Below are 25813 nucleotides of genomic sequence, written 5' to 3'. Positions count from 1 at the left end.
AATTGACTAGCTCGCTAGCGAATTCTCACTCAGTGCATCGAATAGGTGGAAAGCATCCAGATCCAAGTAAAGCGTCAGCTCTTTCACATCCACTTCAGCAGCTTGGGTCTCAACCATCAGCGGTTGACCGCCGATTTCTGTTTTCAGAAGAATGCTCGCGCCTAGCAGTTCCTTGTCTTTGATTTTCACAGGGAATGGCAGCACACGGTCGTGGTCAACTTGCTCAGCACGTAGATGGATGTCTGTTGGACGAACACCAAAATGAAGCGCTAGGTTTTTAGATGCTAGAGACTTAAAGCGCTCTGGCAGTGGGATATGAACATCGCCAAGTTCAACGAAGTACTCGCCTTCTTTTTCAATCAGCTTTGCTTCCAACATGTTCATTGACGGGTTACCAATGAATTGTGCGACAAACTTGTTAGCTGGGCGCTGGAACACCTCGGTTGGCGTACCTACTTGAGCAACATAACCGTCTTTCAGGATCACGATGCGATCCGCCAATGTCATCGCTTCGATTTGATCGTGAGTTACGTAGATCGTGGTAGTTTTAAGCTCGCGGTGTAGGTGTTTAATCTCTTCACGCATCACGCCACGAAGTTTTGCATCTAGGTTAGATAGCGGCTCATCAAACAAGAACACTTTCGGCGTACGAACCATCGCACGGCCCATTGCCACACGCTGACGTTGACCACCAGAAAGCTCTTTTGGTTTACGATTCAGTAGTGGGTCAAGCTCTAGCATTTTCGCGGCTTTTAGTACCTCTACGTCGATTTCCGCTTTCGGCATGCCTTTCAGTTTTAGTGCGAAGGCGATGTTCTCGTAAACCGTCATATGTGGGTACAGCGCGTAGCTTTGGAATACCATCGCTAAGTCACGGTCTTTAGCATCGACTTTGTTCATCACTTTGCCACCAACCACGATGTCACCAGAGCTGATGCTTTCAAGTCCGGCAAGCATACGTAACGTGGTCGATTTACCACAGCCAGATGGGCCAAGGAAAACCACGAACTCGCCGTCTTCAACCGTAAAATCAAACTCTTTGACGACTTCAACATCACCGAATGATTTTTTGATGTTCTTAAATTCTACTTTAGCCATTATCTGTTCTCCTCAGCGCGCTCTAGAAGCATATTTCGATACGCAATTGCGCTCTGTTTCAGTGTTCTTTCTTGGGTGGTGTAATCAACATGGACAATGCCAAAACGCTGGCAGTAACCGAATGCCCACTCAAAGTTATCCATCAGACTCCAAGCGAAGTAACCATCCACTTTCACACCGGCTTCAACTGCGTTGTGAACCGCTTCGATATGACCTTGGAAGTAGCGAACACGTTGCTCATCCATCACTTGTCCATTAACGCGCTCGTCGTTACCTGCAGCACCGTTCTCCGTAATGTAGATAGGCGGCATATTTTCGTAGCGAGCATCCAGTCTTACCAATAAATCAGTTAGGCCTTGTGGGTTGATCTCCCAACCGATGTAAGTGTGTTCAGCATCGGTTTGCTTGACTGATTCAATGTCACCATTCTCGTTAAAGCGAGCGACATTGCGTGTGTAGTAGTTGATACCAATGTAGTCGACTGGTGCGCTGATGATGTCTAAATCACCTTCAAGGATCATTGGCATGTTCATCGCTTGACGCTCAACCACTAACTGCGGATATTCACCCTTCAATACTGGGTCGATAAACCAGTGGTAGTTCTCCGCTTCGCAGTAATCTGCTGCGCCTTGATCTTGTGGTGTTAATGGGTAAGCCGGAGTCGCGTTAAATACCACGCCATGCTTAGCATGAGGCGCATTCTTACGAAGAATCGGCATCGCCAAACCGTGTGCCAACATTAGGTGGTGAGATGCTAAGTAGCCCTCTTTCTCACCCTTGATGCCTGGCGCGTGTTCGCCCCAACGGTAACCAAGGAATGCAGACACAAACGGTTCGTTCAATGTTGTGTAAACATCAATCTTGTCGCCAAAGTAGTTACTCACGACTTCTGCGTATTCCGCAAATTTGTAAGACGTTTCACGGTTTAGCCAACCGCCTTTGTCTTCAAGGTATTGTGGCAGATCCCAGTGATACAAAGTCACATACACCTTCATGCCACGAGCATGACACTCATCGATGATCTGCTCATAAAACTCTAGGCCTTGCTGATTCACCTCACCGTCTTGCGGCAGAATACGTGGCCATGCAATTGATAGGCGGTAAGCATCAACGCCTAAGCCTTGAATCATCTCGATGTCTTGCTTCCATAGGTGGTAGTGATCACATGCCACATCACCATTGTCGCCGTTATCTACCTTACCTGGCGTCTTACAAAACGTGTCCCAGATAGACGGTGTACGACCGCCCTCTTCAACGCCGCCTTCAATTTGGTATGAAGATGTCGCGACACCGAATACAAATTCCTTACTGCGTAACTTTGAATCACTTGGAAGTTGAAATTTATTCATTGTTATAACCCTTAAACCTAACCTTTAACTGCGCCGGACGTTAAACCACTGATCATCTGTTTCGATGCGAACAGGTATGTAATTACGAGTGGTAAAATTGAAATTGTGGTGCCTAGCATTACCGCACCCCATGGCGTATTCGGAATACCTTGAACGCTTCGTAGCGCCTGTGTAATCACATAATTGTCTGGGTTATTTAGCACCACAAGAGGTTGCATAAACATGTTCCAGAAGAAGACGAACTGCACGATAGCCAATGTTGCAAGTGCTGGCTTCATTAGTGGCAGTACCACGCTCCAGTACGTTCTGAACTCGCCTGCGCCATCTAGTTTCGCCGCTTCTAATAGCTCTTTAGGAATCGATGCAATCACGTGCTGACGCATCAAGAAGATACCAAATGGCGTGGTTGTGAACGGTAGCCATACAGCCATGTGGTTATCTAGCAAGCCTAAGAATTTCACGATCATGAAGTAAGGGATCAAGCTAAGCACAGGCGGAATCGCCATTGAGCCAACCAGCATACCGAACAACACGTTCTTACCGCGGAACTTAAACACAGCAAACGCGTAGCCACCCATGCTACAGAACAGCAGTGAGATGGTGGTGCCTAAGAAAGCCACGTAAATCGAGTTAAACATCGCTTTCCAAAACGGCATGATTTCCAGCAGTTTTGCGTAGTTCACCATTAGGCTATCGCCAATCGCAAAGCTGATGCCTGAACCGAAGATCTCCGAACGGTCACGTGTTGAAAGCAGTGCTGACCACACAAACGGGAACACCGTAATGATTGCGGAAACAATCAGTAATATGCCGAGCATAACCATCAAGATCTTAGTCATGATGTACATGGTGCGTTCACTTGGCATTAGGCCACTTAGTGGTGAGGTATTTGTCTTAATTGATGTCGACATCTTAATGTTCCCCTAAGCCTTTCTTACCGAAGAATAAAAATTGAACCAAGGTACACGTTGCGATGAGTGCAAACAGGAGCCATGAAATCGCTGACGCTGTGCCCATTTCTAACCATTCCCAACCCACTTTGTAGAGGTACATAGAGATAGTTAGACCTGATTGACCCGTACCACCTGTACCACGCGTTAGAACGAACGGTTCTTCAAACATTTGCAGGTTACCGATGATGGTCATCGTGATAGCAAAGAAGATAAATGGACGAATCATTGGTAGTGAAATATTCCAGAAGCGGCGAAAGGCGTTGGCACCATCCATACGAGCAGCTTCTAAAATATCTTTAGGAATCGTCATTAAACCTGTGGTGTAAAGGACGATGTTAAAACCGGTGTATTTCCAGAAAACCATGATCGCGATAGACGGCTTCACCATAGTGGCATCGTCTAACCAGCGGATTGGTTGGAAATCGTTAACCCAAGCAAATGCCCAACCAAACAGCGTGCTATCGGCCAGTGCCATTAGCGTTTGGTTAATGATTCCTGAGTTAGGAGAATACATGTTGAAGAAAATCAGTGACGCTGCGACCGTTGATGTGATGAACGGTAGAAAATACGCCGATGTTAACCAGTGACGCATACGGTCACCCATTGAAACCAACATGTAAGCCACTGGAATTGCGACTAAGTGCTGAGCCACACCCGATGTGATTGCTAGCCACAATGTGTTCTTTAATGAACGCCATAACCACGGGTCAGTCAATGCAATGTGATAGTTCTCAAAACCAACGAACTGCATTGCGTCCATGCCCTGTACTGGGTTCCATTCGTGGAACGACAGGTAAACAGAGAACAACAGCGGGAAGATCCCAAATACAGAAAAAATGATCAGAAACGGCAGAAGGAATCCATACGGTGTAAGCGCTTTCAAATTCAGACGAGAAAAAAGGCTTTTGTCCGCAGGTTCTATCGTTGTGCTCGCTGTATGATTCATAGTAACGACCTCTTAAAAAAGGAAGCGCGTTATCCACGCTTCCTCACTTACTCAAAATAAAAACAAATTAAAGATTACGCGTACGACGCTTGATTAGGCGCTCTGCCTCTTTCAATGCAGTCTCGATGTCCTTACCTTCATCAAGCACTTCCATCAATGCGTTCTCTAAAATTATAGAACGTGCTACGTGGTCGCCTTGAGCTGGAGATACTGGTTTGATGTTTTGTGCCACTTCAGCAAATAGAAGGCGCGCTTTCTGCCCACCTAGGAACTCCATCTCTTCTTGGAACAACTCATCGTCATACGTCGTTACGTTCGCAGGGAAAGCCGCAATCGTTTCGAAGTGCTTAAGTTGAACTTCACGGTCAGTCGTCATGTATTCAATAAGTGCCCAAGCTTCATCTGGGTTGTCTGACTGAGTTGGGATAGATAGGAATGAACCACCCCAGCTGCCGTAGATGCCATCAGGAAGGTTCTCTACTGCCCACTTACCTTTGGTTTCAGGTGCAATCCAGTTGTTTAGGTGACCAAGTAGCCAAGCGCCAGAAAGTTGAGTTGCAAATGTGCCGTTGCGGAAGCCTTCGTACCATTCGTTAGACCAAGCCAGAATGCGGCCATCTAAGCCTTTGTCGCGAATCTCTTTTGCCACTTCAAAAGCGTGAACAAAACGCTCAGATGTCACCACTGGGTTGCCATCTTTATCGAAGTAAAGACCTTCACCTTCAGGAACTGTTGTGAAGATGATCGCTTGTGCCACGTCGGCTGCTGAAGCGATAAGTTGTACGTTTTGCTCTTTCAGTTTTTCACCCGCAGCGATGTATGAATCCCAATCTTTGATTGCGTCTTCTACATTGATGCCTGCTTTTTCAAACACGTCGGTGCGGTAGTACATAACACCTGGACCAAGATCGACAGGGATGCCGTACATGTCGCCGTCAGCGCCTTTGCCTTGCGCCCATGCGTATGGAGCGAATCGTTCTTCGTATTTATCTGCACCATAGTTTTCAGACAGGTTAACTAGGCCGCCAGAACCAACGAATGGGCCGATTTTCTCTACGTCCACAACAATCACGTCACCCGCACCTGAGCCAGTTGCTAGGTTAGTGGTTAGTTTTGTGTGGTGGTCACCGTGGTTGTTCATAAGGTAATCAACTTTAATCCCTGTTTTCTTTTCGAAATCAGGCAGTAATACCTTCAGGCTGCTATCGAAATCAGGGAAGCCATCGAAACGAATCTCTTTGTCAGCCGCATTAACAGCCGTTGTACCTAATCCTAAAGCAACCGCGCATGAGAGCGCTAAGGTCTTAAATTTCATGTTCTATCCTTAATGTTTTTATAGGGTAACGAGTAAATCCGATACCGAGTTTCTAGTGACCAACGTCGGCAGCAATTTAAAGTTCACGTCATGTTTGATTTTTTTTAGCTTTTGCAGAGTGAGCTGCACTGCTTCAATGCTCATCTCTTCAATAGGGAAATTAATGGTGGTCAAACTAGGGGTCAGATAGCGCGCGAAGATAGTGTTATCGAAGCCAACAAGAGAAACATCTTTCGGAACAGACAATCCCTCTTGATGCAGAACTTCGAAGGCGCCAAATGCCATGTGATCATTAGAAGCAAACACCGCCGTAAACTTACACTTACGGTTGATTAGCTTCTTCATAGCACTGATGCCAGTCTCTTCAGTAAAGCCCGCTTCCGAGACTAAAGCTTCATCGTAAGGCACACCCGCTTCTTCCAAGGCCTTTCGATACCCCTGTAAACGCCCCCTAGCGTCTGCTTTATCTAAAGGCCCGGTAATACACGCGATATCTGTATGTCCCTTTTGCAAAAGGTATTGAGTAGCGAGTAGCCCCCCGACTTCGTTATCAATATCAATGCAACTCATCGCCATTTCTGGGATGAAGCGGTTAATTAAAACCACAGGAGTCCCCTGTTCTTCCAATTCAATTAAATAGTCATCACTGAGCAGTTGAGTATGAAGAATCAAAGCATCAACACGACGCCCCAACAGAAACTCCACCGACTCGCGCTGCCCTTGTTCGGTGTTCGAGCCCGCCGCAACAACAGCGTGGTAACCAAAGCGGCGTAGGTTTTCTTCTATGCTATGCAAGATGCCTGAATAGAAAGAGCCACCAAGTTCTGGAACAACAACGCCAACACTACCGGTACGACTTGAAGCTAAGGCTTGAGCGATAGAATTCGGGCGATAACCCAACTCCTTGATCGCTTTTTCAACCTTTAATTTCTTGTCATGACTCACTCTACTGGTGCCGTTGATCACTCTAGACACTGTCGCTTGAGACACACCTGCATGTTCTGATACGTGTTTAATTGTCGCCACTCGAACCTCGATACTTCATTAGCTTGTAACCGCTTACAAAACGATTATTAAGGAATTAAGTCTCAGTAGGCGTGAGTAACATCACACTAAACTTGGAGGTAAAAAGGTCAGTTCTGGAAATCATGAAAGCGCTTACAGATTACCTTTACGCCATGAAACTGTTTCATGGGATTATTGTTAATACTACCAGGACGCCTATCGGTTACTTGTTCTTCAGATCAAACAAGCACGTCTAAACTCAGTTTTTCTATCAGCGCGATTGGGTGATGTTTTCGATTCGAGTCGTTATGTCTTTATTGCTACTGATGCTTAACCATGCATAATCACGATCAGTACAGAGAAACCTAAATAAACTCGAGACACGATGGAAGAAAGTCTCATGGTGAATCCTTGATTTAGTGGCGAAAAAAAGGGCACAAAGAATGTGCCCAAGAATGGAGTTATATAACATGCCCTAATCAATCTGCCTTTAGGGCTAAAATGGACAGTATTACTTGCTCGTTAAAAGCATAGGTATTTCAACGTATGCCCTTAACAAGCTTGGATATTCGAAAGTATCGCTCCTTGAAAATATGCCGAATTCAAAGAGCTGCGCTTTCTATATCGGTGATTACCACCAGGCTTCAAACATTGCGCCGAACGACAATGTATCAACATTCGTTGTCTTCACTGTGTTACCTTTCGTTTCTACATCACCCACCGTTGTGTAGAAGCGAAGCATTGGACGGCTCCAAGGTAAACCACCTAGAGAAACGTTTTGAGACAGCGTTACTTTCCACGCGTTCTCTTCACCATCGTCATCGTAATCAACCATGCCGTAGCCAGCTTCTAACCATGTAGAGTGAACATCATCCCATTGGTACTGTGGACGAACGATACCCGCGTATTCTGTGTTCTCACGGTCTAGATCTGAGCCAGAATTGTCTTTGTACGACACTAAGTAATCAATGATGAAGTTGTCTGTCGCTGCGTAGCTACCTTCAACACTTGCGTACAAAGTTTGGTAATCACCTTTCAGTTCAAATACAGATGAGTCTGCACCGTCACCGTACTTAACAACCAATTTGTTAGACTCACCCAAGCCCAATGTTGCACCTACTAAGTATGCCGTTTCATCACTGACTTTTTGACCTGCAGTCACGACAGGCTGCATTGAATCTGTTACTGGATCGTATACATACTCAGTCGTCGTAGACGTATCCGCTTCGCTCGATGCAAAACCGTAGTTCGCGTAAAAATCCAGATTACCTATGCCAGCATCAATACTGTGTAGCTTCGCGGTCACTGCGTATCGACCATTGTCATTTACTAGGCCACCTTTCACTTGACCAACAAAGCCCATGTCTAGCTTGGCGCCACCGAAGTCTAAGTTGTTAAAACCAGCACCTTGACCATCATGTGTCATCCAGAAGTAATCGTTCAAACCTTGTTGCGGACGTTGATGGAAGTCGCGACCAGCCCACATGTAAAGTTCTGGCTGGCTTTCAAAGACGTTGGTTACACCAGCGTACATTTTTTTCATGCTTAGACCGCCGTCTTCAGCCCACGCGTCTGCTTCCCAGTGGTCAGCCATGAATACGACGTCCCAGATAGCGCCATTGTCAGCTTGGAAAAGTTTAGCTAACTGAACTTCACCACCATTGGCTTCATTACCTAAACGACCAACTGAGCGACCTGTTGTACCGATGTCTACATAACGCTCATCACCGCTTTTATAGTGAGCGCCGTAACGAGCATAACCAGAGAAGACGATACCGTCTGGTACATTCGTGTCTGAAGTTAGAACCGCTTGTTGTTGGTCATCAGTGTACTTGATATCTCCAACCTGAGACTCCAACTCTTGGATTCGTTGTTCCAAAGCAGCAAGATCCGTCTCTGCAGCGAAAGAAGAGAGTGAAGCAAGCGAAGCCGCCACTGCGACTGTTATTGGCAAAAGCTTAAATTTTTGCATTGTAATTCCCTATTATTTTTTTGAGTTTTCATCGAACAGGGAAATATTAAGCAATGAAAGCGTTGAAAAGTTAGTCGCTGTTCACACTGATAAATCAGCTTAAAACCCATGAAACTTTTAGAAAGTTCACAGCCAAAAGTATTAATTAAATATCAGTGAGTTAGATTGAATAATGCGTAAAACAGCAGCTTGAAATCGCTTTCATTTCATCAATAATGGCGGGGTCTATCACGGAAAACAGAGTGTAAAAGTGAGGGAAACATGATGCAGTTTTGATTGGTTTTCATATATATGAAAAACCTCAAAATCTAAGGCAGATTTTGAGGTTTTTTGGTCTTAGTCAAATACCCAGTTATCTAAAATCAAGTATTCGCTAAAGTGAATCTAGGGACTCTATTCCCATATTGAATAGAGTAAATGCATAGATATTAGCAGTGAGATCGACAGCTTTACTCTGCGGCATCCCCCGCAGTTATCATGATCCTTCTTTTATATGCTGTAACGCTATGACTCGACTCATCAAAACATGGCGAAAACTCATAACATTAAAAATAATGTGAAATCGTCAGGTAACGCGCTCTGATGTGTTCGATCAGTAGCTTAATTTTGTTTGGTGGCTGGCGAGTAAAAGGGTACACCGCATAAATGCCCAACTTTTTCCCGACCAAATCAGGGAAAATATCCACCAGCTGACCGTTGCGAATATCGTGATAAACCAGACAGCGCGGCACGTAAGCAACGCCATGTCCACCCAGCGCCGCTTTTCTTAATGCCGTCGCGTTGTCAGTCGAGAAAGAGCCTGAGACACGCACAATGTATTTATCGTTGTCGGTACAGCCATCTTTACTGTGCAGAAACTGCCACTCGCTAGCGCCTGTTGTTTGATAGGCGTATTGCAAGCAATTGTGCTGCACCAAGTCTTTAGGCAGCATTGGCTTGCCGTTTTTAGCAATATAAGATGGCGATGCACACACCACCCATTGTGAATCCAATATATGACGAGCAATTAGGCTGGAATCTTCCAGGTATCCAGTTCTAATCACCAAGTCGAGACCATCCTCTACCAAGTCGACAAAGCGATTGTTCAGAGACATATCGACCGTTAAACCTGGGTGCATATTACAAAACTCGGCAACAGCGTCTGCGAGTATCAAATCTCCGGAGATAGTAGGCACTGACATTTTGATATGACCACTGACATTTTCACCAAAGCCTGAAACTGCGTCCATAGCCTCTTGCGCCGCCTGCTTCACATTTTTGGCGCTATGTAACATTGCCTTACCTGCCTCGGTCAGGGTCAATTTACGCGTAGTTCGATATAATAATTGCACGCCAATTTCTTCCTCTAGGCGTGCAATTCTCTTACTAACTACCGAATTTGTAAGGTTATTTTGTTCTGCCACCTTACTAAAACTACCCAGTTCAACTACCTGTGAAAACAGGATCAAATCGTCTGCTCGCATTTGATTATGCCAATTTTGGAATTAATTATTTTCATTATTTCCCTATATCAATAAAAAATAAAGGGGTAAATTCACGCCAAATTAACAAAACAATTACAAAAACAGTCATTCCAATTACAAGAGTCGCCCAAACAAGGTTCCCGTTTAGAGGCCAAAGCGATTCAAATGACGACAAACCATAACGTGATCTTTACTTCAAACATGAACGTTTGAAAACAGTACGAGGAAGTACCCATGAGTGAAACTCTACTAGCTTTATTGGCCTTTTCGCCAATAGTTGTTGCAGCGATTCTATTGGTTGGCCTGAACTGGCCAGCGAAAAAAGCGATGCCAGTGGCATTTGCACTAACCGTTGCTATTGCCCTATTTGCTTGGGATATGTCTAGCACTCGCGTGTTGGCTTCTGTATTCCAAGGTTTCGGCATAACCGTGTCGGTTCTCTGGATTGTGTTCGGCGCTATCTTCTTATTAAACACTTTGAAACACACCGGAGCTATCACCACTATCCGCAACGGCTTCACGGACATATCCGCTGACCGTCGCGTTCAGGCAATCATCATTGCTTGGTGTTTTGGTTCATTCATTGAGGGCGCATCTGGCTTCGGCACACCTGCAGCTATTGCCGCACCGCTACTGGTTGCTATCGGCTTCCCTGCGCTTGCTGCGGTATTGATGGGCATGATGATCCAATCTACGCCAGTATCATTCGGCGCGGTTGGCACTCCAATTATCGTAGGTGTGAACAAAGGCTTGGATACACACAACATCGGTGAAAGCTTGATTGCTCACGGCTCTACTTGGGATGCTTACCTACAACAAATCACGTCAAGTGTCGCGCTGATTCACGCTTCTGTCGGTGTAATGATGCCTGTGCTGATGGCAATGATGCTGACTCGTTTCTTCGGTAAGAACAAAAGCTGGACTGAAGGTTTAGATATCCTACCGTTCGCACTGTTCGCAGGTGCGGCTTTCACTATTCCTTACGCACTAACGGGTGTCTTCCTAGGTGCTGAATTCCCATCACTGATTGGTGGTCTAGTTGGCTTAGCGATTGTGGTTACTGCGGCAAAACGTGGCTTCCTAGTTCCTAAATCAAAATGGGATTTTGAAAGCGAAGACAAGTGGCCAGCAGAATGGCTAGGTTCGCTGAAAATCGACCTTGACGACAACAACCACAATCATAAGAAGATGAGCATGGCGATGGCATGGGCACCTTACGTGCTGCTAGCTGTAACTCTGGTTGCTAGCCGTGTGAGTCCTGAGTTCAAAGGCCTACTCAAGAGCGTTAGCCTTTCATTCAGCAACATCCTTGGTGAGACAGGCGTCAGCACAGCGATTCAACCTCTGTACCTACCGGGCGGCATCTTAGTCTTCGTCGCGCTGGTTGCGGTTCTGATGCAATCTCGCAGCGCAGCTCCACTGGCTAAAGCCTTTGGTGAGTCGAGCAAGACACTGATTGGTGCAGGCTTTGTGTTGGTGTTCACCATCCCAATGGTACGTATCTTCATTAACTCTGGTGTAAACGGTGCAGATTTGGCAAGTATGCCAGTAACGACGGCAAACTTTGCAGCAGACCTCGTTGGCGGCGCATTCCCAGCATTGAGTGCCACGGTGGGTGCGCTAGGTGCCTTCATTGCAGGTTCGAACACGGTTTCAAACATGATGTTCAGCCAGTTCCAATTCGAAGTAGCGCAAACTCTGACTATCTCTAGTGCGGTGGTTGTTGCTCTTCAAGCCGTTGGTGCAGCAGCAGGTAACATGATTGCGATTCACAACGTGGTAGCCGCTTCAGCAACCGTGGGCTTACTAGGACGCGAAGGCGCAACCCTACGTAAGACAATCATCCCAACGTTCTACTACTTGGTGATGACAGGAATCATCGGCCTAGTGGTTATCTACGGCTTCAAAATGACAGACGCACTTATGTAAACCATAAGTCGTTACAAAAGCACTTGGCGTTAATACTCAATTCCCCGACTGCAACACCGTCTAATAAGACAGTTGATGAGTTTCGGAATGGATACTAAAACACATCAACACCCTCGGGTATTAACGCCATTTTATTGCTTATCTGTTTCACTGTTTCACTGTTTAAGAAACAACCAACGCTTACTTTTTCAAGAATTAAAGCAGCCCAAGCCAAGCTCTCATAGAAGGGCAACATCCCAAGAATTTAGGACTGAAATTATGATCATATCCGCATCGACTGATTACCGCGCCGCAGCAAAAGCGAAATTACCACCGTTTCTTTTCCACTACATTGACGGCGGTTCTTACGGTGAACATACCCTACGCCGCAACACAGCCGATCTTGCAGAGATCGCGCTCAAGCAGCGTGTCCTCAATGACATGTCAGATCTGAATTTGGAAACTGAGCTGTTTGGCGAAAAACTAGCGATGCCGATTGCCTTAGCACCCGTTGGTCTAACAGGCATGTACGCACGACGTGGCGAAGTACAAGCTGCTAAAGCCGCAGACAATAAAGGCATCCCTTTTACCATGTCGACCGTATCGGTATGCCCGATTGAAGAAGTCGCACCTAAAATTGAACGCCCAATGTGGTTCCAACTTTACGTGCTAAAAGATCGCGGCTTCATGAAGAACGTTCTTGAACGTGCAAAAGCAGCGGGCGTGACCACCTTAGTCTTCACGGTTGATATGCCGGTACCCGGCGCGCGCTACCGTGACATGCATTCCGGAATGAGTGGTCCAAACGCCGCTGTTCGTCGTGTATTCCAATCTATGCGTCATCCTAGTTGGGCGGTGGATGTTGGTTTGCTGGGTAAACCACACGACTTAGGAAACATCTCAACTTATCGTGGTTCTCCTACCAAACTGGAAGACTACATCGGTTGGTTAGGTGATAACTTCGACCCATCAATTTCTTGGAAAGACCTAGAGTGGATCCGTGATTTCTGGGACGGCCCGATGGTCATCAAAGGCATTCTTGATGAAGAAGATGCGAAAGACGCCGTGAGATTTGGCGCAGACGGCATTGTGGTTTCAAACCACGGCGGCCGCCAGCTTGATGGTGTGTTATCAAGTGCTAAAGCACTACCCGCAATTGCAGACGCAGTAAAAGGCGACACTAAGATTCTGGTCGACTCTGGCATTCGTACTGGCTTGGATGTGGTTCGAATGATGGCACTGGGCGCAGATTGCACTTTGCTTGGCCGTTCTTTCGTTTACGCATTAGCTGCACAAGGACAAGCAGGTGTTGAAAACCTACTCGACCTGTACGACAAAGAGATGCGTGTTGCGATGACATTAACAGGCGCAAAGACAATCAAAGACTTAACTCGTGAATCTTTGGTGGGGCTAGATTAAGCCTCAACGATTTAGGTTCGAATTCGGACTCATGCTTTGGTCTACTTAGACTGAAGTTCAATCGGTGTCACAGCAATTCCACTGCCGTTGTGACACCGTTTAAGCACTGGAAAATAATATAAAAACAAATCAGTGCCAAATAAGAAGCACAAGGAAGCAAAGATGGAGACAAACACATCCCATGAGCGAGTAATTGACGTTAAAGCTTATCAGCAGCTTGAGGCGATACTGGCTCAAAAAATAGAAACGGAACGCATTGTCACGCAAGAGGCAAAGCGATTGGCTTACGGCACCGATGCGAGTTTTTATCGCTTGGTGCCGAAAATGGTTCTAAGGCTCAAGAACTTAGACGAAGTGATATTCACCATTCAAAGCTGTCGCGAACTCGGTATTCATTTTACCTTTCGCGCCGCAGGCACTAGCCTTTCAGGACAAGCGGTTTCAGACTCGGTACTCATCACACTGACCGACGACTGGCGTGGCCATGAAATTGTCGACAACGGCAATCAGATCATCCTTCAACCGGGTGTGATTGGTGCTGATGCCAACAAATACCTTGCCCCTTTCCAACGTAAAATCGGCCCAGATCCAGCCTCTATCAATACTTGTAAAATCGGTGGTATTGCAGCGAATAACGCCAGTGGCATGTGCTGTGGTACTGCGCAAAACTCTTATCGCACCGTTGAGAGCATGAAAGTCGTACTGAGTGATGGCACCCTGCTTGATACTGCTGATAACGCCAGTGTTGAGGCGTTCAAGCAATCACACAAAGCGCTGTTTGAAGGCATTGTCGAATTACATCAACAGACAGCGTCAAACCAAGAACTGGCCGACAGAATCCGCCACAAGTACCGCCTAAAAAACACCACCGGCTACGCGCTCAATGCTTTGGTCGATTACCACGACCCAATTGAGATCATCAAACACCTGATGATTGGCTCAGAAGGCACGCTCGGCTTCATCGCTGAGATTACCTACAACACGGTGATCGAACATCCGAACAAAGCTTCGGCGCTGCTAGTGTTTGCCGATATCGAGCAAGCAAGTAAAGCCGTGACGACACTATCCAAAACACCAGTTGCTGCGGTGGAATTGATGGATGGCAGAGCACTGTGTTCAGTCGCGGATAAACCGGGTATGCCTGCGTTTATGCCGAGCTTAGATTTAGAAGCAGCGGCGATTTTAGTTGAGTCACACGCCAGCTCCCAGCAGGACTTAGATTTACAATGTAAATCAATTTTGGATGCGTTATCGGAATATACGATTGTTGAATCAGTGCCTTTCACTTCCGATCCAAAGACAGTCGCGACTCTGTGGGGCATTCGCAAAGGTATGTTCCCAGCGGTTGGCGCAGTGCGTGAAGTCGGTACGACCGTTATCATTGAAGACGTGGCTTTCCCTGTCGAAAACCTTGCTAATGGTATTCGAGAGCTGCAAGAGCTGTTCGACAAATACGATTACAGCGAAGCGATTATTTTCGGCCATGCCCTCGAAGGTAACCTGCACTTTGTGTTTACTCAAGGTTTTGACAGCCAAACAGAAATCGATCGCTACGGCGGTTTCATGGACGATGTTGCCGAACTAGTTGCGGTGAAATACCAAGGTTCTCTGAAAGCAGAGCATGGTACTGGTCGTAACATGGCGCCTTATGTGGAGTTGGAATGGGGCAAAGATGGCTACGCCTTGATGCAACAGATCAAAGCGCTGTTTGATCCAGAAAGGTTGCTCAACCCCGGCGTTATTATTAACGACAATCCAAGTTCACACATCACGAATTTGAAGCCAATGCCTGCTGCCGACGACCTTGTCGACCGCTGTATTGAGTGTGGCTTCTGTGAGCCTGTTTGTCCGTCTCGTACCTTAACCCTATCGCCACGCCAACGCATTGTTCTGTACCGCGAGTTACAACGTCGTCGTGCTGCAGGTGAAGAAATAGAAGCAAGCGAACTAGAGAAAACCTTCGAATACCAAGGCATTGATACCTGCGCGGCGACAGGCCTGTGTGCTGAGCGTTGCCCAGTCGGAATCAACACCGGTGATTTGATTAAGAAGCTTCGTATTGCCAAGTACGAGAAATTTACGCCAATCGCTAAGTGGACAGCGGATCATTTCTCGACCACCACTAAACTAACTAAGGCTGGCCTCAAAACCAACCAAGTGGCGAGTAAAGTATTAGGCGCAAATACCGTCGGCAAGCTAACCAACGGCCTGCGCTCAATGACTAAAGGCGCGACACCTGTTTGGATGCCGGAGATGCCGCAATCCAATAGCCACTCGCTAGTCTCATCACCAGTGACGGAAGAAAACTCAAGCAACCATAAGAAGGTGGTTTACCTGCCTTCGTGTGCGAGTCGCACCATGGGACAACAGAGTGATGCGGGCGACCAACGTCCCCTAACTGAAGTGACCATGTCTTTGCTTAACAAAGCCGGATTTGAGGTTATTCTTCCGAAGAAGCTAGACGACCAATGTTGTGGTATGCCTTACGACAGCAAAGGGATGACCGATTTAGCCCAATCTAAAGCGCAACAACTCGAAGAAGTGTTATGGCAAGCTAGTCGTCAGGGTGAATACCCAGTCTTAATGGATACCAGCCCATGTGCTAAACGTAGTATTGAACAGTTCACCAAACCGTTAGAGGTATTAGAGCCGACAGGGTTTGTGAACCAATACTTGCTTGAGCACCTGACACTTGAGCCACTGCAAGAAACCGTGATGCTGCATGTGACGTGTAGTTCTCGTCGAATGGGCTTAGAAGGCGCGATGTTGAGCCTTGCTAAAGCCTGTACCGAAGAGGTCATCGTTCCTGAGCATATTCAATGTTGTGGTTGGGCGGGTGATAAAGGTTTTACCACTCCAGAGCTGAATGAAGCGGCGGTACACCCACTCAAAGAACAAGTGCCGAGCAACTGTACTCGTGGATTCAGCAACAGCCGAACCTGTGAGATCGGTTTGTCACATCACAGTGGCATTCCGTATCAGTCAATCTTGTACTTGGTGGACGAAGTGGCGCAATAATTATGTTCAAAATGCAATAACACCAAAGAGGCTAGCCTAGCATAGCCTCTTTTTAACTTTTATCTCCAACCGAAATATTTAGTTTTTCATACTTAGTTTATCAATTGGCTTAAATCCCTTGTTACCACACCAATTATCTAACGGTTCACCAGGAAAAATGTTAGCTGTTTGCTTGTTTGAAGCCATCATAAACATGGACATAGAAAGAAAATGATCAAACTTTTTATCACCTACAACTTTTCTTTGTACTAGATACCAATCCCCCCCGCTCATTTGAAGTGCGAAATCCTCTCCACAATAATATATTTGAGTTATTGTTTGGTTAGCACCGGTAGCAAAAGCTCCAGTTGGGTTGATCGTTATTAATATTAAAAGTAAATATTTTTTCAACTTAAAATCCTATAAATCATTTTAATTGTCCTCTTAGGTATTGTTTCATAGATATACTAATTCTCAGGATCCCACTGATTTACAAGACACACTCCATCTCCATTTTCGCGACCTGATATATATACCGTTCCAGACTTTTTCCCTGCAATCCAACCAGCCAGAACTACAGAAGTTAAAGCTGTATACTCTTGCTTGATTAGCATCCATCCATATGGGCTTCCATTACACTTGGTTGGTAGTCCTGTATCTAACATAATCATTATACCCGCGGTTGTTGCAGTAAGATTTGAAATACTTCCACTCTGATAATTTTCAGCCGCATTCACACTCAATGACATAATGAAAAAAAATAATATCATTGTGATTTTCACCACTTTCCTCCCCCTAAATTCACATTTGTTTTCACAAACCATAACATATTTAATCTCTTCCTAATCACCGACGATTATAAATCGTTTATATTGTGCAAAAGAAACCTGTCCACCCAACATTTATATGACCTCGATTTCAATAAAGGTGTTCTAAAAAATATAGGAAGATAAATATCACCAATTATTAAAATTCAATAACCAATTAGATTAAATAGTCGCTGGGCGATACATTTCACATTGAATTATTAATATGTTAAAAAATAAAAATCTAATTACTGGGATGTACTACTATATAATTAAATTTAGGAAATACCCCCATACAATTACCATCAAGATTAAATGTAACTTTTTTCTGTGCAACCGAAGCTGCCATCAATAGGCTTAAGGTTTCTTTACCATTAACGTCATTTGACTTCCAGCGTATCGACGTCGATGAACATTCATTGCTTCCAACTACCTTATCAACCGAAACATAGCATGTGTTGTCGTGTAAATGACAACCTACTGCATGAATTGTTCTTGGTCCAGTAGTAGCCGCCTGAGAAAATGAACTTAGTGACAAAAGAAACAATATAGCTTTTTTTTTCATTTTTATTTTAAAACCCACAATTATAATTAGTACGGATAGCAAAGAAAGCCAAACTTCTGTATCGCTACCATTGATTAAAATTCAAACCAAACAACAGTATTACCTCCTATCGACAAGAAGGGTATAAAAATCATTGTAAATGACTACATCGTATAGAATGGTAGTTCCAATAATAAAACGTTCATTAGAACCTACTTTGAACAGTCGAATACAGATTTATAATATTGTTTCATTTGTCTGACACAACATAGGAAATCTTACATGTAGGCTCATCAGAAACACGAATCCAGATTGGGTGTTCTATAGTGTGAGCACTCAAAATTAGACTATAGATTGAGTTGTAGTTTCTACTATTCGAATCAAGTTTCAAATAGTTATATTTTCCAGAATCACAATTCAATTTATTTTCTTCTCCAGATGTACCGACAGAAATGCCAGAATCAGTAACAACCAAGCGGGTTACTTTTACATTAGTACAATGAACGCCGTTGCAATCAGAAAAACCATACGGTGAGAAAAAGAACACTAAAAAAAACAATACTACTTTCAATATAAAGCCTCCCTCTTAAGAGCGTGGAATAAAGTCTAATCTTGTTATTTTAGTTTTAGTGTTTCCCCAAACGTTATAACAGCCATTCACCCACCCACTGACTTTTGCTCCAGAGTGCATTGAGGCTAACAAACCTGAATACATCTCTTTGAAGAAAATATTTTCTTTAGGTAACACATAAGTAGATTTAGAGTCACAGTTTTCGCTATGAGTTGTTTCCCCTGAAAAATAGACAAAGATATTCCCGGAATCATGAGCTATGATTTTTGTAATATTTTTGGTTCCAAAATTTGAATTTGCACTAGCTGACAAAGATATCAGACAAATAAAAAATAAAACGATAGACCTACTCACAGATCACCTCTTAATTAGCGACCGAGCTGAAAAATCACTATGAAAATTCTCCACACCAGTCAACAAAAATGACAATAAAGTCAATTAAAAATTCACCTAACGTTAAATCGCTTCTAAAAGATTAGAACCATACGTGCCAATTTAGGTGGCGCAATACTACTTTTTAACCGTAATTTTGTAAACTTTTTTCTTTTTGATGACATTCTATAAAATTTAACTGACATTTACCATTGCATCATGTAGCATACCGCCCGTTTTTTTATGGTAATCATGAAGCAACAATAACAAGTTCTTAAGAATTCTCTTTATCCATTCTGGAGCCCAGAAAATAATATTATTAAAGGAAAGGAAATGAAAAAAACAATGATTTCAGCTGGGTTGGCATTAATAACGTCAATGGCGGCACACTCCGCGACTACTTGGAAGAGCTCCCCTTGGGTTCATATTAAACACCTCTATCCTCACGACAGCGGTTTAATTGTGATAATTGACTATAAAGATGAAAATGTTTCTAGCTGCGACAACGGATCTCGATTTGGCATTTTAATTACTGACAAAAACTACAATGTCAAAGCAAGTGCTCTGATGGCTGCCTTTTCATCACAAAAAAAAGTGTTAATACGTTATGACCCACAACAAACTAAACAATGTGAAGCCAATATCAATCGATTTTTAGTTAGGCATTAAGTAGGCCAACACTGTGCGTAATAAAAGTTACGCCATTTTAGTCTACCTAGTTTTAGGCTCCTCCAGTCTAATAATTTCAACTTTAATCAGCTATTTCGAATAGTCATAAAGGAAATAATACTCTCGTATTAATTAATATCTCCTATGAGAATAATAAAAATAATTATATGTTTACTCCTTGCAGTAACATCATATGCTCGTTCAGCCACGCTTGATGTCTATCTAAAAGATGTAAGCAAAGACAATTATCAGTTCTATGCCAAGGTTATAGAATCGACCGATCGCCCCTTTGTTATGATTCATGGCGAAGTGGCAGTCCCTGTCCCAATTGGGCCTGGGTCTTCAGTACAATCCCGTACTCGATACTTGCGAGTATGGAAAGAAAATAAACATTGGAAAAGTGAACTCTTTACCAATAAAAATAAGACACGTTACAGTGATTTCGTGAAATGGAGTCGCAGTAATAAGCTTCCTAGTAACAGTTATAGTTACGATAAAACTGCCCAGTCAATATCTTTAGCGATGGGGGCTTATAAATTTAATATAAATAACTATAAAACCTCACCTAGGGTTTCTCAGTCTTATCGTGCCGTCACAACTGGTCTTATTAGAGGGTACTTCTCTTATCCATACTCATCATTTTCCCAATCTGACCAGGCGATTAATCTAGAGTCATATGTTACCGACCAAGGTCAAGCTGGTTTGTCTCTATCAGTACCATATGAGAATAAATCGGCACGTCTTTCTTTTGTCAAAACACCCATCAGATCGAGGGAATTAAAGCTTTAGAAGCTAGCGCTTCCGTCTCGGTGACCAAAAAAGGCAGCTTAACGCAAGTGGACGTTGATCACAGCGATAGACTTGTTTCTTATTTCTTTAATACTCAGACTTGGATTGATCATAATTCTGGGGTCAAAAACCCTAATGGTTCTGGCTGGAAAAAAGCACCGTACCAAGCAGAATACTTATCAGCGATTGGTCAGTGTGAACGCCGAAAAGACGAGTTGGAGCCAACGTGCGCCCCTATTATCACGCTTGATTATGGGCGTGATGCTAACCTAGACGCCTTCCCGTATTTGAGTGGCTGGAGAGACAGTACACAAACCGTCAAACATCATTATAAGAAAATGGGAGGAGTACTCGCGATTATCAACAGTGATAACTTGCCACGCAATAACACTCAATCCCAAAAATCAAATTACACCTACTCATTAAATAGCAAGGGACAACCAACTTCTGTTCGAGAAGAAAGTACTTTTGATCCATTAGCTCGTGTCCGCACAGTAACCAGTTATCTTACTCACGGTGCATACGCAGGCTTGGCTAATAACATTACCCGTTTTGGTATGTTAGATAACGTCGAGTATCGTCTCTCCAACACAGCCACAGAATGGCATTTAACCTCCTCAGGCCATGCTCAAAAATCAAGAGTTGTTGAATCCGTTTACGCTGAAGATGGCTCTCTCAGTCAAGAGGTAACAACAGAAAACGACTATGACGACAAAGATCGTTTAGAAAAGCGTTTAACGGTAACAAATAACGGCGAAGGCCAACAAATAGAAGAGGAAGTTCAATACCAGTATGCGAATGACTACCTAGTAGGGAAAATTGAAAAACGATCTATTGTTAGCCCAGCCTACGAAAATGGCGTCAGTGATCTACTGGTCAAAGAGTTCGAATATGAGTATGACAATGACAAGCTCATTGAGCAGCTGACACGTCAGGGGCGCTACGAAACACGGGATCACGTAATACAAGATAGCCAAGACCGAGTTATCTCGAGACGCCGAACGGTTAACGGAAAGCGTGTACTCGATGAAAAAATTGTTTATCAAGGCGACGATGTAATTCAGCGCTGTGAAAACAACCATTGTATTGATTACCAGTACCAAACAACAAGCGAGGGGCGTCTAGAAAAATCACTCATTAATGGCATCATTTACGATGAAACCCAATATGATGATCAACATCGTATTACGAGTAAAACCGTACGAGGTATTACCAAAAAATCCCAGTATTACCCAATTAATGAAGTACCAGCGCGACTTCAGGAATGGGTAGGCGTTTGTCCTACTGATACCACGTTTGTCACCTATTACTCATTGCCGGAATCAGTGACTTGTACCACCACTCGTGGTGAATTCAATGTTAGAAAAGGGTTGAATGATCGATTCATTATCACAGGTGAAACTAGAGATAATGACAACGCGAACCTAATCACTCTTCCTCATTTTGAAGGTGAAACCGCTGTCATACACACTGTTACTGGGGATCTTGATAGACAAAATATCGAGCACGAGGTTAATGGGCAGCTCAAAAAGCGTTCAGACATTTCAAAGAATCTGACCGAAACTTATGATCAATGGGGCAATGCAGTACGTCGCTACTACGACATCACAGGCCTTTTATACCGAGTAGAGGACCACTTAGGCAACGAAGTCACCTTCACTTATAACACCGATGGTAAAATAACGTCGTCTGAACTGAACGGAAACTCAGCCACCAGAATCATACACAAGTATGACGAACGTGGTCTTAGAACCGATACTATCGATCCAACGCGTGGACATTGGCAGTACCATTACAACGTCAACAAGCAATTGGAATGGCAGCAAGACGCCAATGGGGATCGTTCTGTGTTCAGTTACGATCAATTGAATCGTATCACTCGATTGAACACCGCCAATTCAACCATCTGTTATCAATATCCAACAGAACTACCATTAGCTGAACCAAGCCAAGTCATTCAAGTGGCGGGCAACCAAGATGAATGTGTCGGCCACCCTGTTCAATACCGAGAAGACAACACCTATCAATGGCCTAACGGTTGGCTGAAACAGCGTGATATAACACTAGAGGATGGGAAAACACAAAGCACTTACTACGATTACGATCTTAATGGTCAGGTCATCAAAGAGTCCACATCATCTCGATTGGGTAACAGTTTTGCTATCGAAACCGCCTTTAAGAATGGCGCGGCGTATAAATGGAGTAACGCTGAAACAGGCCGAGTATACAAAGAGATCTTGTCAGAAGATGCACAACAAAGACCGACTCACGTAAGATTTGGTAACGGCATAGAGGAGTTTTACCAATATGACCGTATATCAGGCCAAGTCACGCAGCAATCTGCGGCACGAAATGGTTTATTGGTTTATCAATTCGATTATCAATATGATCTCGACGATAGGTTGACTCGCAGGCTCCGTCATTTTTACTATAAAAATCGCAGCGAGACTTCATTTGAGGATGAATATGGGTATGACGATAATGGACGTTTAGCTTCACATGAAATAAAGCAATTTTGTATCAATGGCGTATGCCAAAATATTGATGCAGGTAACTATATTTCAGCTGTCGCAGAGTACGAATACGACCAATATGGCAACATTACTTACAAAAAGGGGGTTGGCCAATATTACTACGAATCAGACGATCCGTTCAAGTTAACGCGCCTTGAAGAAGAAAACGGTGAAAATCGCGATTTTAGTTATGACTTAAACGGTAACTTACTATCCGATGGTGTCCGAGAGTTCGAATATCAAAGCAACCGCTTGGTGCATGTAGCTCGCTATGATTCGCAAGACAACAACATTGTCGAACGTGATGAAACGCGCTTTACTTATGGCCCCGATGGGCAACAAATAGTCCGCACAGACAAGCGCTTTGACATTGCAACATTGGAGTGGGCGACAACAAAAACGCTATCAACGGGGGCGTACAGTTATACCCAAAAAGATGGGGAATCTAGCGCACAAGAAAGTTTTGGTGGCAATGGTTTTTCGGTAAGTTGCAACGAGTCACTGTGCGGCACGGCCTACTCTCATACTGATCGCTTAGGCCAACGAATTATGGTCACAGGTTCTGAAGGTGATATCACCTCTCAAACCTTTACAGACCCGTTTGGTGCCACGCACAACATATTATTACCTGAAATGGATGACGCTTTTGCCGTGTCAACTGCCTACAGTTCAATGTTCGGACATGTGGGCGTGGCAGGCTTTGACCTTATCCATATGAAAGGAAGAGTCTATGACCCATACCTTGCTAGGTTCATTCAAGCCGACCCATTTGTAAAAGGGCAAGAGTTTGTTCCTAATTACAACCGCTACAGTTTTAAGCAAAATGACCCGCTGAATATCTTAGACCCTAGTGGTTATTGGAGCCTAAAAAAGAAGTGGAAAAAAATTAGAAATAAAGTCAAAAAAGTCGTCAAACGAGCGGAAAGCAAAATAAGGAATGAAGCAAAGCGCGTAGAGAGTAAAGTTCGAAATGAAGCCAAACGTGCCGAAAGCCGAATTAGAAAAGAAGCGAAAAGAGTAGAAAGCCAAATACGAAATGAAGCCAAACGAGCGGAAAGCAACGTTCGTAATGAAGTAAAGCGCGTTGAAAGTCGAGTCCGGAACGAAGCAAAACGGATAGAAAGTCAAATACGTCACGAAAGTAAACGTTTTGAAAGACGAATACGCCATGAAGTAGGGCGCTGGGAATCAGATGTTCGTCATGGTGTCAAAATCGTTGGCATGATGATCAAAGAGAACCCTGAAATGGTGCTGGCCATGCTAGCGGCAGCCTGGGTTGTTGGGCCAGCGGCACTCGCTTATTTCAATGGGTTAATTGGAGAAGGAATTCTCGCAGCGATGGCCGCAGGGGCAACTACTGGTGGAGCTACTCACCTCATAGCCAACAAAGGAAGCCTAAAAGGTATCGAAAAGTCGATATTAATGGGGGCTGTGGGTGGCGGTATTGCTTACGGTAGCGCCCATATCATAATGGAAAGTCAAGTTATGGTTGACTTACTGGGTAACGACACTCTGCTGCAAAGTGTCGCTAACATTGGGTTAAAAAGTGCTGCGTATGCGGGTGCCGATAACCTGATTTACGGCCGAGACTTTTCTGATGCTTTATTAGCCAACATATTAACCACCGCTGCTAATAGCCAAATTGGTCAGCACATGTCGGATTTCAGCACCACCCTTCAGAGCTTTGTTGCGGCTGTAGCAGGTGGTATTATTACCACTGAAATCTATGGTGGTGATTTTGCAACAAATGCGGCTTCAGGGTTTATACGTTCATATATTGACTACACCAGTAACGAGTTAGGCGGTAACCTATTCGACGGTGATATTGTCGAAGCATTAGAGCTTACCATGGACTTCATTCCGGTTGTCAGTAACCTTAAAGCGGTTATCGAAATCTCTACAGGGAAAACAATATTTGGCGAACACGACATACCACCGGAGATATTAGGGCTAACTGCGGCGGCGATTTTCCTTGGACCAACAGCGAAAGTAGCAATTCGTGGCGCTCAATTTGCTAAGGTTACTTTAAAGCATAGTGACGACGCGTTAGACCTGCTGACATCCAGCTCGAGCGTGTCCGGTGTTGTAAAAGGTACAGGAACAGTTTGGGATTCAGTAAAAGCCACACAAAGCGCAATAAAAGGAACATCGATCCCTAAATCATTTGAGCTTGCTGTTGATGGTGATAAATTTTGGGTGCATCCAAATGCAACTAAGCATATGGCTGAATACCTTACAAGAAATGGAATGTCACATGGTACCGCGACGAGTAGCCAAGCCATGTTGAAGAGTTTCCACTCAGCTGTCACTCAAGCTGTATTAAAAGGATATAAAAGTGACGAGTTGATTCAGGTTGGTCGTTGGGAGATTAGTTTTGGTAGTGGAAAGACGGGGGATGCGCTGCCAGTAATTAAGCATGCGCTATATAAATGATGTTAAAAATCAAAGAAGAAATAGAGTGTTTAGCGACGTCAGTGGACTTTGACGAATATGTTCCAATAACAGTAGAATTTGAAAGTAATTCATTATTACCACCTATCTATTGGCGAGTTGGAGATGGAAAATTGTCTTTAATGGAGATAGGACTTACAAATCATTCAGGTGCAATTCACAGTGTTACACTTGTAAACATAAAAGCTGACAGTGTCAGAAGGCTTAGTGAAGAATATAAAATCTGTGTTTCAGAAAAAGAAGGGGCACCTACCTTTGACTTATCAGCATGGCAAAGTAGCAAGCCAGCTAATGGCTTTGCTAATAACTTTCTAGACGACTTTCACATAGATCTTGAACTTACAATTGGCAAGAATTTCATAACAATTTCAATTGCTGATGATATGTTACCCACTCGATGCATTAAGAATAACAATGTTATTTTTGGCATTAATGAAGATGGAGCTCTCACTAGCATCGACATTGTTAATATTCATCCAAAAGACATAAAAATCCTAAGTTCTACTGTTTAGTAGTAAACTTCTACATAAGTAACACCAGTCAATTGATTTGACTGGTATTACTTTAGTGAAAAACGGATGAAATCAATAAATTTTAAGACGTTGATTTTCATGAAGAAAAATGGGTAGTCATTCTTACTATTAATGATTCCATTCTTTGCAAATGCCAAATA

The 25813-nt window shown here is 44.0% G+C and carries 18 protein-coding genes; 7 read left to right on the top strand and 11 right to left on the bottom strand.

All coding sequences use genetic code 11. The features are described from left to right. Nucleotides 1-6: 6 nt before the first annotated feature. The 8 genes from CWO08_RS06970 to CWO08_RS06930 all read right to left on the bottom strand — a co-directional run bounded on the left by CWO08_RS06970 (nt 7) and on the right by CWO08_RS06930 (nt 10101). A complete protein-coding gene (locus CWO08_RS06970; protein ID WP_008216689.1) occupies nt 7-1098 on the bottom strand; it encodes an ABC transporter ATP-binding protein in 1092 nt (363 codons plus the stop codon). After that, nucleotides 1098-2447 (bottom strand): GH1 family beta-glucosidase, encoded by a 1350-nt coding sequence (locus CWO08_RS06965; RefSeq protein WP_108020155.1) that lies wholly within the window; start codon nt 2445-2447, stop codon nt 1098-1100. Before CWO08_RS06965 ends, CWO08_RS06970 begins: the two co-directional genes overlap by 1 nt. Nucleotides 2448-2464: 17 nt before the next feature. Then, complete coding sequence (locus tag CWO08_RS06960; protein ID WP_017061568.1) at nt 2465-3313, bottom strand: carbohydrate ABC transporter permease; 849 nt, start codon at nt 3311-3313, stop codon at nt 2465-2467. A 46-nt stretch (nt 3314-3359) separates the two neighbouring features. Continuing rightward, a complete protein-coding gene (locus CWO08_RS06955; RefSeq protein WP_017068577.1) occupies nt 3360-4346 on the bottom strand; it encodes a carbohydrate ABC transporter permease in 987 nt (328 codons plus the stop codon). A 67-nt stretch (nt 4347-4413) separates the two neighbouring features. Beyond that, entirely contained in the window at nt 4414-5661 is a 1248-nt protein-coding gene (locus CWO08_RS06950) for an ABC transporter substrate-binding protein (protein WP_102432085.1), read from the bottom strand. An 18-nt stretch (nt 5662-5679) separates the two neighbouring features. Next, the gene (locus tag CWO08_RS06945; RefSeq protein WP_048660655.1) at nt 5680-6687 is read right to left on the bottom strand and encodes a LacI family DNA-binding transcriptional regulator; all 1008 of its coding nucleotides are present in this window, start codon (nt 6685-6687) and stop codon (nt 5680-5682) included. 610 nt (nt 6688-7297) lie between these two features. After that, complete coding sequence (locus CWO08_RS06940) at nt 7298-8638, bottom strand: carbohydrate porin (RefSeq protein ID WP_102478990.1); 1341 nt, start codon at nt 8636-8638, stop codon at nt 7298-7300. Between the two features lie 545 nt (nt 8639-9183). Beyond that, a complete protein-coding gene (locus CWO08_RS06930) occupies nt 9184-10101 on the bottom strand; it encodes a LysR family transcriptional regulator (RefSeq protein WP_055319193.1) in 918 nt (305 codons plus the stop codon). A 234-nt stretch (nt 10102-10335) separates the two neighbouring features. Between CWO08_RS06930 and CWO08_RS06925 the strand changes: the two genes are divergently transcribed. From CWO08_RS06925 to CWO08_RS06915, 3 genes are all read left to right on the top strand, one after another. Then, nucleotides 10336-12030, top strand: a complete 1695-nt coding sequence (locus CWO08_RS06925; protein ID WP_102478989.1) for an L-lactate permease — start codon at nt 10336-10338, stop codon at nt 12028-12030. Nucleotides 12031-12288: 258 nt separating this feature from the next. Further along, nucleotides 12289-13428: an FMN-dependent L-lactate dehydrogenase LldD gene (gene lldD, locus CWO08_RS06920; RefSeq protein WP_102478988.1), complete on the top strand. Its 1140-nt coding sequence runs from the start codon at nt 12289-12291 to the stop codon at nt 13426-13428. Nucleotides 13429-13590: 162 nt separating this feature from the next. Beyond that, a complete protein-coding gene (locus CWO08_RS06915; RefSeq protein WP_108020154.1) occupies nt 13591-16446 on the top strand; it encodes an FAD-binding and (Fe-S)-binding domain-containing protein in 2856 nt (951 codons plus the stop codon). A gap of 78 nt (nt 16447-16524) precedes the next feature. On the opposite strand, the gene CWO08_RS06910 is transcribed toward CWO08_RS06915, so the two are convergent. From CWO08_RS06910 to CWO08_RS23845, 3 genes are all read right to left on the bottom strand, one after another. Beyond that, nucleotides 16525-16836 (bottom strand): hypothetical protein, encoded by a 312-nt coding sequence (locus CWO08_RS06910; RefSeq protein WP_102478986.1) that lies wholly within the window; start codon nt 16834-16836, stop codon nt 16525-16527. A gap of 56 nt (nt 16837-16892) precedes the next feature. Beyond that, a complete protein-coding gene (locus CWO08_RS06905) occupies nt 16893-17207 on the bottom strand; it encodes a hypothetical protein (RefSeq protein WP_240698052.1) in 315 nt (104 codons plus the stop codon). 1154 nt (nt 17208-18361) lie between these two features. Further along, nucleotides 18362-18700, bottom strand: coding sequence for a hypothetical protein (locus tag CWO08_RS23845; RefSeq protein ID WP_133146193.1), 339 nt, complete (start codon nt 18698-18700; stop codon nt 18362-18364). A 351-nt stretch (nt 18701-19051) separates the two neighbouring features. Here CWO08_RS23845 and CWO08_RS06900 point away from each other — a divergent pair, with 351 nt between their 5' ends. The 4 genes from CWO08_RS06900 (at nt 19052) to CWO08_RS06885 (ending at nt 25652) form a co-directional block, all read left to right on the top strand. Further along, nucleotides 19052-19387 (top strand): hypothetical protein, encoded by a 336-nt coding sequence (locus CWO08_RS06900; protein WP_102480546.1) that lies wholly within the window; start codon nt 19052-19054, stop codon nt 19385-19387. Between the two features lie 144 nt (nt 19388-19531). Then, a complete protein-coding gene (locus tag CWO08_RS06895) occupies nt 19532-20176 on the top strand; it encodes a hypothetical protein (protein ID WP_108020153.1) in 645 nt (214 codons plus the stop codon). Between the two features lie 47 nt (nt 20177-20223). Further along, complete coding sequence (locus CWO08_RS06890; protein ID WP_146161753.1) at nt 20224-25122, top strand: RHS repeat-associated core domain-containing protein; 4899 nt, start codon at nt 20224-20226, stop codon at nt 25120-25122. After that, a complete protein-coding gene (locus CWO08_RS06885) occupies nt 25119-25652 on the top strand; it encodes a hypothetical protein (RefSeq protein ID WP_108020151.1) in 534 nt (177 codons plus the stop codon). Before CWO08_RS06890 ends, CWO08_RS06885 begins: the two co-directional genes overlap by 4 nt. Nucleotides 25653-25813 lie beyond the last annotated feature (161 nt).

It is taken from the genome of Vibrio sp. 10N.286.48.B8, from assembly GCF_003050085.1.
Classification (GTDB): domain Bacteria; phylum Pseudomonadota; class Gammaproteobacteria; order Enterobacterales; family Vibrionaceae; genus Vibrio; species Vibrio crassostreae.
The sequence above is the reverse complement of the archived record's forward strand: the minus strand, read 5'-3'. Positions and strand labels throughout refer to the sequence as shown.